At 46.6% G+C, this 15,291-nt stretch carries 16 protein-coding genes and 1 tRNA gene; 14 read left to right on the plus strand and 3 right to left on the minus strand.

The annotated features are described in order from the left end of the window. Positions 1 to 164: 164 nt before the first annotated feature. The 12 genes from EHO61_RS03815 (at position 165) to EHO61_RS03865 (ending at position 12,004) form a co-directional block, all read left to right on the plus strand. Positions 165 to 1,322, plus strand: coding sequence for an ACP S-malonyltransferase (locus EHO61_RS03815; protein ID WP_135812288.1), 1,158 nt, complete (start codon positions 165 to 167; stop codon positions 1,320 to 1,322). Between the two features lie 42 nt (positions 1,323 to 1,364). After that, positions 1,365 to 2,963, plus strand: a complete 1,599-nt coding sequence (locus EHO61_RS03820) for a DUF2779 domain-containing protein (protein ID WP_135812289.1) — start codon at positions 1,365 to 1,367, stop codon at positions 2,961 to 2,963. 73 nt (positions 2,964 to 3,036) lie between these two features. Then, complete coding sequence (locus EHO61_RS03825) at positions 3,037 to 4,248, plus strand: argininosuccinate synthase (RefSeq protein WP_135812290.1); 1,212 nt, start codon at positions 3,037 to 3,039, stop codon at positions 4,246 to 4,248. Then, positions 4,245 to 4,727, plus strand: coding sequence for a pantetheine-phosphate adenylyltransferase (gene coaD / locus EHO61_RS03830; RefSeq protein WP_135767266.1), 483 nt, complete (start codon positions 4,245 to 4,247; stop codon positions 4,725 to 4,727). The genes EHO61_RS03825 and coaD overlap by 4 nt, the downstream gene beginning before the upstream one ends. 9 nt (positions 4,728 to 4,736) lie before the next feature. Continuing rightward, entirely contained in the window at positions 4,737 to 5,150 is a 414-nt protein-coding gene (locus EHO61_RS03835) for a nucleoside-diphosphate kinase (protein ID WP_135812291.1), read from the plus strand. A 228-nt stretch (positions 5,151 to 5,378) separates the two neighbouring features. After that, entirely contained in the window at positions 5,379 to 5,555 is a 177-nt protein-coding gene (locus tag EHO61_RS17195) for a hypothetical protein (RefSeq protein ID WP_167884798.1), read from the plus strand. Positions 5,556 to 5,634: 79 nt separating this feature from the next. Next, the gene (gene moaCB / locus EHO61_RS03840) at positions 5,635 to 6,585 is read left to right on the plus strand and encodes a bifunctional molybdenum cofactor biosynthesis protein MoaC/MoaB (protein WP_281276633.1); all 951 of its coding nucleotides are present in this window, start codon (positions 5,635 to 5,637) and stop codon (positions 6,583 to 6,585) included. Further along, positions 6,582 to 7,763 carry a molybdopterin molybdotransferase MoeA gene (locus tag EHO61_RS03845; RefSeq protein ID WP_135812293.1) on the plus strand — a complete coding sequence of 394 codons (1,182 nt, stop codon included), beginning with the start codon at positions 6,582 to 6,584 and terminating at the stop codon, positions 7,761 to 7,763. The genes moaCB and EHO61_RS03845 overlap by 4 nt, the downstream gene beginning before the upstream one ends. 162 nt (positions 7,764 to 7,925) lie before the next feature. Then, entirely contained in the window at positions 7,926 to 9,392 is a 1,467-nt protein-coding gene (locus tag EHO61_RS03850) for an NADP-dependent isocitrate dehydrogenase (RefSeq protein WP_135812294.1), read from the plus strand. 98 nt (positions 9,393 to 9,490) lie between these two features. Next, the gene (locus tag EHO61_RS03855) at positions 9,491 to 10,474 is read left to right on the plus strand and encodes a DUF2157 domain-containing protein (protein WP_135812295.1); all 984 of its coding nucleotides are present in this window, start codon (positions 9,491 to 9,493) and stop codon (positions 10,472 to 10,474) included. Next, complete coding sequence (locus EHO61_RS03860; protein ID WP_135812296.1) at positions 10,471 to 11,526, plus strand: DUF4401 domain-containing protein; 1,056 nt, start codon at positions 10,471 to 10,473, stop codon at positions 11,524 to 11,526. The genes EHO61_RS03855 and EHO61_RS03860 overlap by 4 nt, the downstream gene beginning before the upstream one ends. Continuing rightward, entirely contained in the window at positions 11,516 to 12,004 is a 489-nt protein-coding gene (locus tag EHO61_RS03865; RefSeq protein ID WP_135812297.1) for a GDYXXLXY domain-containing protein, read from the plus strand. Before EHO61_RS03860 ends, EHO61_RS03865 begins: the two co-directional genes overlap by 11 nt. Positions 12,005 to 12,033: 29 nt before the next feature. Here the strand turns inward: EHO61_RS03865 and EHO61_RS03870 are convergent, their stop codons facing one another. The 3 genes from EHO61_RS03870 to EHO61_RS03880 all read right to left on the minus strand — a co-directional run bounded on the left by EHO61_RS03870 (position 12,034) and on the right by EHO61_RS03880 (position 14,770). Then, complete coding sequence (locus tag EHO61_RS03870; protein WP_135812298.1) at positions 12,034 to 12,447, minus strand: response regulator; 414 nt, start codon at positions 12,445 to 12,447, stop codon at positions 12,034 to 12,036. Continuing rightward, positions 12,431 to 14,344: a PAS domain-containing sensor histidine kinase gene (locus tag EHO61_RS03875; protein WP_135812299.1), complete on the minus strand. Its 1,914-nt coding sequence runs from the start codon at positions 14,342 to 14,344 to the stop codon at positions 12,431 to 12,433. Before EHO61_RS03875 ends, EHO61_RS03870 begins: the two co-directional genes overlap by 17 nt. A 192-nt stretch (positions 14,345 to 14,536) precedes the next feature. After that, positions 14,537 to 14,770: a ferredoxin gene (locus EHO61_RS03880; protein ID WP_135812300.1), complete on the minus strand. Its 234-nt coding sequence runs from the start codon at positions 14,768 to 14,770 to the stop codon at positions 14,537 to 14,539. A gap of 173 nt (positions 14,771 to 14,943) precedes the next feature. Between EHO61_RS03880 and EHO61_RS03885 the strand changes: the two genes are divergently transcribed. Continuing rightward, positions 14,944 to 15,030 (plus strand) — tRNA-Ser (locus EHO61_RS03885). 26 nt (positions 15,031 to 15,056) lie between these two features. Beyond that, positions 15,057 to 15,290, plus strand: a complete 234-nt coding sequence (locus EHO61_RS03890) for a DUF2905 domain-containing protein (protein ID WP_135812301.1) — start codon at positions 15,057 to 15,059, stop codon at positions 15,288 to 15,290. The last annotated feature ends 1 nt before the right edge of the window (position 15,291 follow it).

Consider the following 15,291-nt stretch of genomic DNA (forward strand, 5'->3'; position numbering starts at 1 on the left):
CCCGTAAGAATGAGATCGGCGCGTAGCAAGAAGCGTTCGTTCGGAAATCGGAACGATCGTTCTTCTTAAACACGAATCTCTAAGGAAAATATGACCAAAAAAGAATTGCGAATCCGGGGGATCATGGAAAGCATCCTTTAAACGACTACTGTATAAGGCATTCCATGGCAATAGCAAACTTCCTGAACGAAGCCAAAGCACAAGGCAATAAACTGTTTCTTCAATTCGGCGGCCAAGGTTCCCCTTGGTTAAAAGAACTTTCGAAACTTTACGAATCGGATCCGTCCTTAAAACAATTCTTCGACACCGCCTTTCGCACTTTAGCGGAAGAAATACCAAGCCTAGATAAAAAATACGTTTCCCAAGGTTACGATTTCGAGGCCTGGCTCAAGAACCCGGATTCGGCTCCGGATGAAAGCTATCTTTGTAGTGCGACCGTCTCCATCGTAGGAATCTTCCTAACCCAGGTCGGAAATTACGTCTCTTTGACTCATAAAGGATTTCCCGCCTCCGAACTTTTGGGGAACGCCATCGGAACTTCCGGACACAGCCAGGGAGTGATTCCTGCAGTTCTGATCGCTCTCGGTAAGGAAGGGGACGAGTTCTATAAGGAATTTTCAAAATTTCTAAAATTCGTTCTCTACTTAGGTTACAGAGCTCAGGAACAATACGGATTGTTTAATCCCGCCGAAGATTTGCTGAAAGGGAACGAGGAAATCGGCGACAAACAACCCGCTCCTATGGTTGCCGTTTTAGGATATTCCCAAACCGACTTGAGCGATCGAGTCAAAGCCTTCAATAGCGAAACCGGTTCCACCGGACACGGCGCGCTTTATATTTCCCTTTTTAACACTCCGGATTCCAACATTCTTTCCGGAGATCCTTACAAACTTCTCGCGTTCCGTAGGAAATACAAAGCGGAAATGGACGAGAAAAAAGTGAAGTTCGTATATCTCAGAACGACGGCGCCTTTCCATTGTCCCCTTATGGACGAAACGGAAAATACCGTTCCGAAAGACATGCAAAGGATCGGATTCAGCTACAAAGGCTCGGATCTAAAGATTCCCGTATTTTCCATTTTCGACGGAAGAAATTTCCAAAACGAGTCGGACGTTTCCCTTCCGCTATTTCGCGAAGTGTTGATCAAGGCTCTTCATTGGGATAAGGCGATCTCCGCTTTCGTTAAGACTCCTAAGGTTGTCGGCATCGATTTCGGACCGAGCGTGGTCTCACAAAAGTTGACCCAAGCGAACCTCGGGACCTCCGAAAACAAGATTTACAGCGCATCCAGTCCGAAAGATATCAAGGTACTTTTGGGCTAAAACTTAAGGACTGTCGGGAGAATCCTCCCGACAGCAGTCCGTATGAAGGGCTTCTCTTGGGTCAATCTCCCGAAATCCTATAGGGCCTTTGCAAGAAGGTTCGCCTTCCTTTTTCCCGATTCGATCCGCAAAAAACTGCTTTTCGCTTTTCTCGCTCCTTTTCGCGAGGAGACTCTCCCCAAGTTAGGAAAGACCGCGTACCAGGCGGGATTCCACTGCGAGAGGCAACTCTGGAATCTCGTAAAGAATCCGAACGCAAGATCCTCGGAAGGCTCCAACCAATACGTTTCGCCTAAGCAAAAATCTCTGTTAAGAGAAATTGCGAACCGACTTTATCCGACTGCAATCCATGCGAGGTATAACGATTCCGTCACTCGTGCGATGATCCGAAACAAAGAAGCCGTCCGCGGGGCCGCGTTTCAGACCGACTTTTTCGACTTTCGCGCCGACTTTCTACTGCCTCAAGAAAACGGTTGGGAGATCGTAATCGTCAAGGCATCCTCTTCGGTGAAAAAATCCTACTCGAAAGAACTTTCCTTTTTACGAATGATCATGGAAGAAGCGGAATTTCCGGTCGTTCGAACCACTTTACTGTTTTTGAATTCGAAATACTTTTTTTCGGGAAACGAAATAGATCCGAATTCACTTTTTATACAAAAAGATCTGAGTGCTGAGACGTTTGCTGCGATTTCTAAAACCAGAGAGAGAGCGTATCGTATGCTGGAAATCCTGGAGGAGAACTCGCTCCCTTCTGGAAATTCGGTAAACGTCTGTGAACATCCGCGTAGTTGCGTATATCCGGAATCCTGTCTCGCAGATTCTCCGCCCGGGGATTTATTTTCCTTACGGGAAGGAAAAGAGGAAACGCTGCGCCTTTGGGCAGCCGGGATCCGAAACCTTTCTGAAATTAAGGATATCGAAGAATTTACGCAAAGACAAAAGATACAAATCCGATCGGTGCAAACCGGCGAGGAATATCTAAATCGGGAAAATCTGCTCCGCTTTATGAACAGATTAAAATTCCCTTTGTACTTTCTGGATTTCGAAACCATCAATCCCCCGGCTCCGATTTATCCGAAATCCAGTCCTTTTCAACATGTTCCGTTCCTATTCTCTTTACACATCTTGGAAAACGACTTAAAGGAAGAACCTGAGGAACATTCCTACCTGGACGACGGTGTCCAGGACCCTCGCTTCGGTATCCTGAATTCCTTATCCCAAAAAATCCGACCGGGGGGAACGGTCCTGGCTTTTAACGACACTTTTGAAAAGAGATGTCTGAAAGAATCCGTGCAAGTGTTTCCCGAATTCAAGAAGTGGTTCGATTCCATAGAAGCAGACTTTTCGGATCTCGCGCTCCCTTTTTGGGATTTCGATTATTATCACCCGGACCAACACGGGACCACTTCCTTGAAATCGGTCCTACCGGTATTGACCGGAGCGAATTATAAGGGATTAACGATCAACGCGGGTCACCTGGCCAACTCCGAATTTCTCAGGATCAAAACGGAACCGGTAACGGACGAGGAGAGAAAAAAAGTGGAATCGAACCTCCGGGATTATTGCAGAATGGACACCTTCGCGTTAGTACTGATCCTGAGAAAGCTCGCGGAAAAACTGGATTGGAAAAACCGAAGCTAATCTTTACTTCCGCGTATTCGGGAGTGAAAATCGGACTTGTCGGATGGGCTCGACCGAATTCCCTATCCTTAGAATGGCGGCTCCAAAGAATATTAAAAAGATCGTACTCGCTTACTCGGGCGGATTAGACACTTCCGTAATCCTTACCTGGTTAAAGGAAACCTACGGCTGCGAAGTGGTGGCATTCACCGCCGATGTCGGTCAAAAGGAAGAATTGACCGGACTGGAAGAAAAAGGAATCAAAACCGGAGCTTCTAAAGTTTATATAGAAGACCTTCGACTGGAATTCGCGAGAGACTTCATTTATCCCGCGATCCAGGGAAACGCAATCTATGAAATGAGGTATTTATTGGGTACCTCTTTGGCCCGCCCTCTGATCGCAAAAGCGATGGTCGAAGTGGCCAAGAAAGAAGGAGCGGATGCATTCGCGCACGGAGCTACCGGAAAAGGAAACGACCAGGTTCGCTTCGAACTGGCCTTCAAATCGCTGGCTCCGGAAAAGGAAATCATCGCGCCTTGGAGAACGTGGACTTTCGGAGGTCGTGCGGATCTGATCGAGTACGCCAAATCCAAGGGCATCCCCGTTCCGGTCACCGCCTCGAAACCGTATTCCATGGACAGAAACCTGATGCACATCTCCTACGAGGGCGGAATCCTGGAGGATCCTTATAAGGAACCGAACGAGGATATGTTCCTTCTCACCGTATCTCCGGAAAAAGCCCCCGATTCTCCCGAATACGTCGAGTTGGATTTTTCGGAAGGAAACTGTATCGCCATTAACGGTAAAAAAATGAATCCCCTCGAAGTCATGGATACCCTGAATACGATAGGAGGCAAACACGGGATCGGAAGAGTCGACATCGTGGAAAACCGTCTCGTCGGAATCAAGTCCCGCGGAGTCTATGAAACTCCGGGAGGAACTATCCTATTCCATGCTCATCGTGATCTGGAGTCCATCACCATAGATCGGGACACGCAACACCATAAGGATAAATTGTCCGCGGAACTTGCGGAGCTGATTTATAACGGCCACTGGTTCTCCTCACGTATGAGTGCGGTACGGGCTTTCATTTCCGAAACCCAAAGATTCGTCACCGGAACGGTTAAGCTCAAATTATATAAAGGAAACGCGATCGTCGTAGGAAGAAAATCGCAGGTATCCCTTTACAATCCCGAAATGGCTACGTTCGAAAAAGAGGAATTGTACAACCAAAAAGATGCGGAAGGTTTCATCAACCTATACGGATTACCCGCCAAGGAAGCGGCACGGTTGAGGAAAAAATGACTAGAATCGCAGTTTATCCCGGTTCCTTCGATCCGCTTACGAACGGACATGTCGATATTTTACAGCGCTCCATGGGACTTTTCGACAAAGTGATCATCGGGATCGCGGTAAATTCGAGTAAGAATTTCCTATTTTCCATCGAAGAAAGGCTGGAATTCGTCCGTGAAGTGACGGAGGGATGGTCGAATCTGGAAATCGACACGTTCGAAGGACTGACCGTGGATTATTGCAGAAAACGCGGAGCAAAAAGCATCATACGCGGACTTCGGGCCGTTACGGACTTCGATTATGAATATGCGATTTCTCTAATGAATAAAAAACTGGCTCCGGAGCTGGAAACAATCTTTCTCATGTCATCCAACGAATACTCCTTCGTATCTTCCACTATAGTAAAGGAAGTGGCCAGACACGGGAGGGACGTGTCCGCTCAGGTCCCGGATATAGTCAGTAAAGCTCTATTAAAAAAACTATCGAAATAAGGAAAACCAATGTCTAGAACGTTCATCATGATCAAACCTGACGGAGTAAAAAACAAACACGTCGGAGATATTCTGCAAAGAATCGAAAAGGAAGGATTCAAAATTCTAGGTTTGAAATATCTCAAACTCTCTTTGGAGGACGCTAAACAGTTTTATAAAGTCCATTCTGCCCGTCCTTTTTACAACGACCTCTGCGCTTACATGTCTTCGGGACCGATTGTGGCGGCAGCATTGGAAAGAAACGACGCGGTCCAGCACTGGAGAAACGTAATCGGTGCGACCGACCCGAAAGAGGCGGCAGCGGGCACCATACGCGCCTTATTTGCCGAAAGCAAAGAAGCAAACGCAGTACACGGCTCCGACTCGGACGACAACGCGGCTTTGGAAATCAGCTTCTTCTTTAAAGGAAACGAGCTATTTTAAGGATCCTTTAGAACCGTCGGGGAGAATCCGTTTCCTCGACGGCCCTTTGGTTGCCCTTCCCTCCCAATCTCCTTAATAGCCTTACCGTCTAACCGAAAATCCACGACGATGTTTCGGAATTTTTTCCTTCGAAAGCGATAAAAAATCCTTGTACTTTTAAGAAATTTATTTCCTCATTTTCGTTTAAGTAGGCGAAATCTTTTTCTCTTTTCGACCGAAGCTAATAACATGAATGCTGCAACGAAGGAACAAATCCTGAAACACAACCGCATTATGGAGAAGTACCGGGTCAACGACCCTCTCTCCAGTGGTGCTCCGGACTGGATGGACGACGTTTTGGAGGTGATCTATTCGCAGGAGGAATTCGCGACGGATCGTCCTGACATCGATCTCGATTCCGAATAAGCCTAGTCTTTCCGATTTTTTATACACCTCCTTTCCGAATAAAATCCTTGGTGAAACCGACCGGGAGTGGTTCACTTGTATTCGCCGAAGTTTTTCGAGTCGATCGGAGCGAACCATGAACGATATCACGGGAAAGAGGATTTCCCTGCGAACCGCCCAAGCCGAAGGTTACGTATTTTGCGGACCTGAGACGATCCAGAGAATCAAGCGGAACGATCTTCCTAAAGGCGATCTTTTCGGAGTAGCAAAAGCCTCCGCCCTCCTAGCTTCCAAGAAAACCTCGGAACTGATTCCCCACTGCCATCCGGTTCCCATCGATTCCTTTTCCGTCGACTTCGAAGTACTTCCGGAAAAAAACGCGATCCGTATTTTCACCTCGGCGAAATCCATAGGCAAAACCGGAATCGAGATGGAAGCATTGACCGGGGTTTCCGTAGCCGCTTTGGTAATCTATGACCTTCTCAAACCCATCGATAAAAACATGGAGATTTCTTCCATACGTCTTCTAGAAAAGAAAGGAGGGAAAAGCGATTCTCATATCGCGAAATTCGCCTCAGGCTCCAGAGCGGCCATCCTAGTCTGCTCCGACTCGACCTTTGCCGGAAACCGGGAAGACGGGTCCGGACCGGCGATCAATGAGTTGTTAACCGAACAAGGAGTGGAAGTTGTCGAACGGAAAATCGTTCCGGACGAGCCGGAAGAAATCCGCAAAGCGATCTCCGCTTGGGTTGGAGAAAAGCTGGATTTGATCGTTACCACCGGAGGTACGGGATTAGGTCCACGGGACAATACTACGGATACGATACGTTCGTTGTTGGATCAGGAAATTCCGGGAATCGCCGAAACGATGAGGTCCTTCGGTCAGGATCGGACTCCTTTTGCGATGCTTTCCCGCTCCATCGCCGGGCGGATAGGTAAGACGCTCGTAGTGTGCGTTCCCGGTAGTTCGAACGGTGCCAGAGAAAGCATGCAGTCGATCTTGCCGGCGATTTTCCATGCAAAAAAAATGATGCGAGGGGAAGGACATTGATCTCCTTGCAAGAAGCGATCTCATTAATAGTTTCGCACGCGGAATCCTCTTCTTCGGAAAACCTTTCGTTATCCGAATCGACGGGAAGAATCTTAGCGGAATCCGTCGTTGCCGACCGGGATTATCCTCCTTTTCGAAGGGCAACCATGGATGGATTTGCAGTACGTTCGAATGGATTTTCCGCGGATCGGATATATGCCTACAAGAGCGAAGTATCCGCAGGTATGTCGCTGGAACTTCAGCCTGGAGAACAAGCGGTTCGAATCATGACCGGTGCTCCTGTTCCGGAAGGATTAAATGCGGTTATCAAGGTAGAGGATAGCATAGAGGAGAAAAAAGGATTCGTTCGATTCCGGCTCCCTTCGGTAAAAGAAAACCTGAATATCGCGTTAAAAGGGGAAGACCTTAAAAAAGGAGAGCCGGTCCTCCCGGCAGGACAAAAAATCGACGCCTCCACTTTATCGCTCTTGGCTTCTTTGGGAAAAAAATCGGTTCAAGTTTCCCGATTACCCAAGGTGCATATCGTATCCACCGGAAACGAAGTGATCTCCGTAGAAGAAGAGCCCTTGCCTTGGCAGATAAGGGATTCTAATTCTTATACGATCCGTGCAGGACTCTTCAAATTCGGAATTCTCCCGCAAAAAACGACATTGGCCGGGGATGAGAAATCCGTTCTCCGCGAATCTTTGACCGAAGGTTTGGATTCGGACATACTGATCCTTTCCGGAGGAGTTTCCATGGGAAACTACGATCTGGTTCCGAGCGTCCTGGCAGACTTGGGAGTCGAGCAGATATTTCACAAAATTATGATAAAGCCGGGAAAACCGATCTGGTTCGGTAAGAAAAAAAGCACCGTTATCTTCGGACTACCCGGAAACCCGTTCAGTGTTCAAGTCTGTTTCCGGATTTTCGTAGAAGCTTATCTACGTAAATTCTCGGGGATGCCGCCCGAGCGACCTTTGCTTCTTCCTTTGGCGGGTTCCAGGAAAAAGAAAAACAAATTGGCGGAATTTTTTCCCGCAATTCTGGATTCCTCCGATCAGACGAAGGTCTCTCCGAAAATCTTCAACGGAAGCGGAGATGTGACGGCAGGACTTTTTTCGGAAGGGATCGCTTTACACCCGGCCGAGAGAGAGGAACTCGCAGACGGAGATCCGATCGAATTCCACTTTTGGTGATTCTCTAGGAATCCAATCCAGACGTGTTTTTCTCCGAAACCTTCGCGTTTAGTCGCATCATTAAAATGGAAAATACTTCCCGGTCCGAAAAATAAAACGTAAGTATTCCGGATTGACCCGTACCGATAGAGGGCTCAAATAAGTCTATTACCGGAGGGTTGAATGACCGCTAAAAAGAGAATCGCCGTGGCCAAAGGGGACGGAATCGGCCCGGAGATCATGGATGCGACTTTAAAAATTTTAGAAGCTGCCGGAGCGAAAATCGAGCCCGTCTTTTTGGAAATCGGAGAGCAGGTCTACAAAAGAGGCCATAGCGCCGGTATAGAACCTTCCGCTTGGGATATTCTGAGGGAAACGAAAGTCTTTTTAAAAGCCCCCATCACCACGCCGCAGGGGGGAGGATATAAAAGCCTGAACGTTACCGTTCGCACGACCCTAGGACTCTTTGCGAACGTTAGGCCCTGTGTTTCCCTTTATCCTTATGTGGACACCAAGCATCCCCAACTCGACGTGGTTATCGTACGGGAAAACGAAGAGGATCTTTATACCGGAATCGAACACAAGCAGACAGCCGATACGGTCCAATGTTTAAAACTGGTTTCTCGCCCGGGGTCCGAGAAAATCATCCGATACGCTTTCGAATATGCCAAGGCTTACGGCAGAAAAAAAGTCACCGCGATGGTTAAGGATAATATCATGAAGCAGTCGGACGGCCTGTTTCACGAAGTATTCAGAGAGATCGCGAAAGAATATCCCGAAATCGAAGCGAATAGCGAGATCATCGACATCGGAGCCGCTCACCTCGCGGAACGCCCACAGGTGTACGACGTAGTAGTCACATTAAACTTATACGGAGATATCATTTCGGACATAGTGGCACAGGTTGCCGGATCGGTGGGAATGGCCGGATCCTCGAATATAGGAGAAATCGTCTCCATGTTCGAAGCGATTCACGGTTCGGCGCCGGACATAGCGGGAAAGAACGCCGCGAATCCTTCCGGTTTATTGAACGCTGCGGTAATGATGTTAGTTCACCTCGGGCAGCCGGACATAGCGGCAAAAATACAAAACGCCTGGCTATTAACGATAGAGGAAGGAATTCATACCGGCGACATTTTCAAAGCGGGAGTGAGTAGGATCAAGGTGGGAACCAAAGAGTTTGCCGAAGCCGTGATCGGAAATTTAGGTCATTTACCGGAACGATTCAAGCCTGTCTCTTTCGGAAAAGCCAAGCCCATTCATATTCCGGAATATAAAAGACGGACCATTCCGAAGGAATTGGTAGGCGTGGACGTATTTCTGGATTGGATTCCGGGTTCTCCCGAGGAATTGGGTAAAAAATTATCCGCCATCGCAGGAGACCTGAAGCTCCGTATGATAACGAATCGAGGGGTGAAAGTATATCCGAACGGAGCGCCCGAAACTTTCTTAACGGATCATTGGAGATGTAGGTTCGTGCACTCGAATACGCCCGATACCGAAATGGGGGACGGTTTCGAAGTCATCCAATCGGAGCAAATCGGAAAATTATTGATCCGCATAGCCGAGGCGGGTATGGACAGCATCCAAACCGAGAATCTATATAAATTCGAGGGAAAACGCGCATTTTCCCTCGGCCAAGGGGAATAAATCCCCGTCCGTTTTAGGAATGGTGAAGGTTTAATTGCTGGACTTTCTTTCGTAAATTCGGATCCTTTTCTTCCGCATTAGGATCCGGTTTTTCGATTATGAAAGATTTAGAAAAAGGGGAAATATACGAGGCGATCCAAACACTCGATTTGGGAAAGGATCAAATCAGGAAATTTCTTATTTCCCTTTTTCCCGAAAGGGAGCCCAAAGAATGGGTTCGATTCGCCAGTATTTCCTTTTTGGGATTAGGGCTAGCGTTATTTTCCTCAGGGGTCGTTTTTTTCTTCGCTTATAATTGGGCGGGGATGCATCGATTCTCCAAATTGGGATTGATCTCTTGTTCTTTAGCGGCGGCTGTCGGGTCGTACCTGCTAGGTAAATCCGAAAGTTACTCCAAACAAGCATTGCTGATTCTTGCCTCGGTCTTGGTGGGTGTTCTCCTTGCCGTTTACGGACAAATCTATCAAACCGGGGCGAACGCCGTAGACTTATTCTTAGGATGGACCTTTTTAAGTCTAGGTTTCGTCGTTGCGGGGAATTCCCCTCCGCTTTGGTTCCTATGGATATTACTTTCGAATATTACGATAGAACTGTACCAGAGACAGATTTTTTTCCGGGATGAAAGCCCGTACTCATATTCCTTTGCGCTTCTTTTCAATGCCGCAGCAGTTGTTCTGTACGAAAAAGAGAATCAGAAGAACGATTCCAAGGAAATTGCGGGGTGGTTTCCGAATACCGTCGGATTCTTGACCTATTATTATGCGACTTTCGGTTCCATTTTCAGCATATTCAGAGACGTAAAGGGAGAAGGAGATCTCCTGATGGTCTGCCTTTCGTTAGCAACCTTATCGGTTGGCTATTTCGTTTATCGTTATAAGATTAAGCGACTAGGAATATTGGCTCTATCTCTGCTGTCCGCAATCACATTGGTTTTTTCCGTCTTTGTGAGAATCTTCGATTGGAAAGATTTCGCCCTTCCGTTTTTATTCGGAGGTATAGCGCTGACTGCGGCTACGGCATGGAGCGCAAGGCATCTGTTGCGAATCCGGAACGAATGGAAAAAGGGGGAAAGAGAAGGATGAAACCTTTCGAAATTCCGCCGGAACTGAACTTAAACGCCGAACAAAAGGAAAAATTGCATTCCTTCCTAACCCGTGGGGAAAGTTCCGATACCCCTTGGTATGTTCACTTGGTGGTAATTCTCGGTTCCTGGTTTGCGACCATGCTTTTACTCTTGTTTCTATTTATCGCAAAAATATTGGAGACGACCGAGAGCTTGAAAGTGATAGGGGCCTTGGTATCTATCGGATCGATAGCAATCCCAATGTTGGATAAAAGGAAAAAGATTTCGGAGTCTTTTACCGTTTCCATAGGATTCTTAGGACAAGTATTGTTATTTTTAGGTATCGCCTTTTCCCGGTCCGAAATCCTTTCCTTCAGCGCGTCGGTTCTGATCGTGGAAATTTTTCTCTACCTTTTCTCCGGAACTTGGATACAAAAATTCGTTTCGGTCCTTCTGATTTTTTCTTCCTCCGTGATCCTCCTGGAAGAGAACGAAATGTCGTTCGGAATTCATATCATGCTGGCATTGTCCGGATTTGCGATCGTTCTTTTATTTCGGTACGAAGTCGAAATCCTTTCCTTGGGAAAAGCCATACGACCGTTCTACATACCCACAATCTACGGCTTGACACTTGCGATTTCCGGGATCCCGGCTCTATCCGCCGTAGGTGGAAACTACATATCAACGGATTGGAGAATCTCCGGTACGATAGGAATTCTGGTCTTAGCGATTTATCTTTGGACTTGTATGAATCCGATCCTGAAAGATACTCCTTTTATACAAGGGCTCACGGTCGGAGCGATTTGCATACTTCTGATTCCGACTCTGCAAGCTCCGGGAATTTCATTTTCGGTTTTTTTAATCACCGTCGGTTTCAGGCAAAGACTATATCTCATACTGATGCTGGGAATCCTATCCATATCCTGCTATTTAGTGGATTATTATTATTCTCTTAAGTTTACCCTGCTGATAAAATCGTACATTTTACTGGGTTCCGGCGCCCTATTCCTTTTCGCCTATCTTTATCTATCAAAACTGTATGATAGAAAGGAACTAGAGAATGAGCGATAAAATCCGAAAAATCCTAGTCCTGCTTAACCTGATCGTCGTTCTGGCGTTTTTAGGGAAGGAAACCTGGCAAAAGGAGAGAATCAGGGAAAAAGGAGAATTGTTCCTTTTCGCTTTAGCTCCGGTGGATCCCCGTTCCCTGATGCAGGGCGACTATATGCGATTGGGTTACGAAATTACCCGAAGCAATTTTTCCGACGATTTACCCAATCGGGGGTTTTTGATTTTTACTCCCGACTCCGAAAGAGTGGCGCGATTCGTACGATTCCAGAAAGATTCGGAACCGATTTCTACAAGCGAGAGAAAAATAAAATTCCATCGTTCCCAATTCGCGGTGAGTTTCGGAGCGGAAGAGTATTTTTTTCAGGAAGGAACTGCGGACAAATTCTCCGAGGCCAAATTCGGAGGCTTAAAAGTAGACGCTGCCGGGAACGGAATTCTGGTCGGAGTCTACGACAAAAATCGGAAAGAAATCAGGTGAACGTCTAAGGAAAGCCGCTTAAGTTCGACTTACTCCTCCGAAAAGGACAGGATCCTTCGGAAGGAATCGGCGGATACCGGTTTAATTAGATAATCCCGAACATAGGGAATGTCTTTGGCCTTTTTAATGTCCGCATCGTCGACCGACGAACTTATCATATAAATGATCGGTTTTTTTAAGAGCATGCCTTCGAACAGGGAATATTCCTCCAGAAACTGCCAGCCGTCCATGTAGGGCATATTTATATCTAGAAGGATAAAATCCGGAATGGATTCCGGATCCGTAATATGATCCTTTAAAAAGGAAATCGCCCCTTCTCCATCCGAGAACACGTCGAAATTCTCCAAAATTCCGGCCTTTTCAATGGTTCTTTTTGCGATAGCGACGAAGATATCATCGTCGTCGATCAATAAGAGTCTCCGCTTTCTAAATTGCGAATTCATAACCTTTGTTAAGCTGAACAATGAATTTCGTACCTACATCCGGCTCACTTTCCACGCGGATTTCTCCGCCTAGGGATTCCACTTGGTTTTTGGTCATGAATAGACCCAATCCTTTTCCTTCGGTATCTCTATGAAAAGTCTTATGCAATCTGAAAATCTGATTGCCGTATTTATTCAAATCCAAACCCAAACCGTTGTCCTGAACCTCGATCATTAAAGCGCTATTCTGCCAATAGGTTCTAACATTTATACAAAGCTTTCGTTTAGGCGACCTATATTTCAAGGCGTTGGAAAAAAGATTCAGTAGAATGCTTTCCAGATATATCTTAGGATAAACTACTCCTGGCGCGTCCTTAAAATCGGTATTAATAATGGCCCCGACTTCCATGATCTGACCGAGAAACATCCCTTTCACGCGTTCAAAGACTTCCTCGAAATAGATCTGTTCTGACGAGACATTCGCGTTCTGTCTGATCTTGATCACCTCGACGAGCTCGTTCAAAGTGCATAAAAGTTGATCCGCCGTCTCTTTCAGATATTCGACGAATTCCTTTTTTTCCTCCTCCGTCTCGGCTTCTTCCAGAAATTTTATCAGAGTAGAGATATTTCCGATCGGAGAACGGATATTATGCGAAACGATTTGATTGAATTCCTCGAGCTGACTTATCCTCTCCTGTAAGGTTTTGCTGACGGACTTCAACCGGGAATTCTTCTCTCTCAGGATATTCTCCAAAGTCCGTCGACGGGAGATATCCTGAACCTGAACGACTACGAACATCAATTCTCCCGAGTCTTTTCTAACCGCTACCGCAGTAATAAGAGTCCATATCAGAAAACCTTTTTTATGAAGATACCGTTTGATTAACTGCCCGGATTCCTTCTCTCCGGAAAAAATCCGACCGAACATCTCCTCCACTAGGGCGGTATCCTCGGAAAAAGCGATGTCGTTCAACTTCTTGGACCAAAGTTCTTCAGCGGGATATCCGACCAGATCGGAAAAGGATTGGTTCACTTCGATAAACCTGCCTTCCTTATCCAACAGGAAGATCCCGATTCCGGAGTTGTGAAACGCGAGAGAAAATTTCTTTTCACTGATCCGAATCTCCTCTTCCACGATTTTAGAAAGGGTGATATCCTGAATGGCACCGTAGATTCCGACGATCTTTCCGTCGGAATAATTCGCTTTCCCCTGGCTTCGAAGCCACTTAACTCTGCCGGATTGGGTGACGATCCTGTGTTCAAAGGAATAACTTTCCCCCGTTTCTCCGAGTCTCCGGTTGTGATGCATTACGATAACAAGATCTTCCGGATGGCAATATCCGTAGATGATCTCCTTATTGAGTCCGCTACTCGGATTCCGTTCGAAGATGCTGTAAACTTCTTCGGTCCAATGGATCGTCCCTGTTAGAAAATCGGATTCCCAGCCGCCAACATGAGCAAGCTCGCTCATTAGACCGGAAAGTCTCTCCGACAATTTTAACTTATCGAGAAGTTCGATCTGATCGCTGATCTCCCGAGTCGTAGTATGCAGATATTTTATTTTGCCGGAAACGTCCGGTATTGGTTGCGTGTGGGTCTGAAGCCAAACGTATGTCCCTTCTTTTTTTAAAAACCGGTAGTCGATGGAATGGGGATTCGTACCGGCTTTGGCTAGATCGTGGGATTCGAGACGTATCCTTCGCCTATCTTCCGCATGAATAAAATCGTACGGATCCCGATTTAAAAGTTCCCGGGGTTCGTATCCGGTCAACTCCTTGCAGCGAGGATTCGCATACAAATATCTACCTTCTATATCGTGCAGACAAACCATATCCCTGCTCTTTTCGACAAGGATTCGGAAGAAGGCTTCGCCCTGAAAGTCAGCGGGTAAGGTTCCGTTGTCTTCTTGCACATTCATCGGACTTATTCATAAGACCCGTTTTTCGAGCTAAAAACACGGGTTAGACGAAGAAAAAGTACAATATCTTTATGGAAAGAAGGATAAAAAAGGATATTTTTATATTACGGAGAACGAGGATCAAAATGAGCGGGAAAAAGGAGGGAATTCCGTACGAAACAAAAACGTGAAGAACGCCCTATCGAATCCGAATTATTCTCCGTCGTCTCCGATCGCTTCTACAGGACAAATTTCCTTCGCTTTACGGGCACAAATTTGTTCTTCCGGCGTCTGAGGTTGGCGATGAAAATACACCTTCGATTCGTCGTCGGTATATTTCAAAAGCATGGGAGCTTCCTCTAGACAATCGTTGCAGGGCACGCAAGTATTATCTATGTAGTACTTGCCTGGAGCATTTTCAGGAACTTTATCGTGCTTATCGGCCATGATCTACCAGGGATTATCGAACATATGTTTAGTCAACTCGGTTTTCCGAAGATCGGCTTACGGGTTTGTCGCGATTTTTCCCCGAGGTTCCTCCGGTTTCTCATGTAAAACTTTTAAGGCGAATCTCCTTGACCGGGAGCCCGTCTAAGAAAACATCGTAAACGCAAGCTCGAGGAGAGGTGTCCGAGCGGTTTATGGTACATGCTTGGAAAGCATGCGTAGGGTAACACCTACCGGGGGTTCGAATCCCCCCCTCTCCGCCGATTGTCCTCCTCAGGATTCCCTTATGGAACCGTTCGGTAAGACTTTTCTCTGGATCGGAGCTATCTTCCTTTTTCTAGGATTCCTTTTTTTATTCGGTTCCAAACTTCCTTTTTTCTCCTCCTTAGGAAATCTTCCGGGAGACATCCGAATCGAAAAAGAAAACTTCCGATTTTATTTTCCCATCACCACATCCATTTTAATCAGCGTCATCCTCTCCACGATTCTCTATATTTGGAATAGAATCGCCGGACATTGAT

This window comes from Leptospira fluminis, from assembly GCF_004771275.1.
Classification (GTDB): Bacteria; Spirochaetota; Leptospiria; order Leptospirales; family Leptospiraceae; genus Leptospira_B; species Leptospira_B fluminis.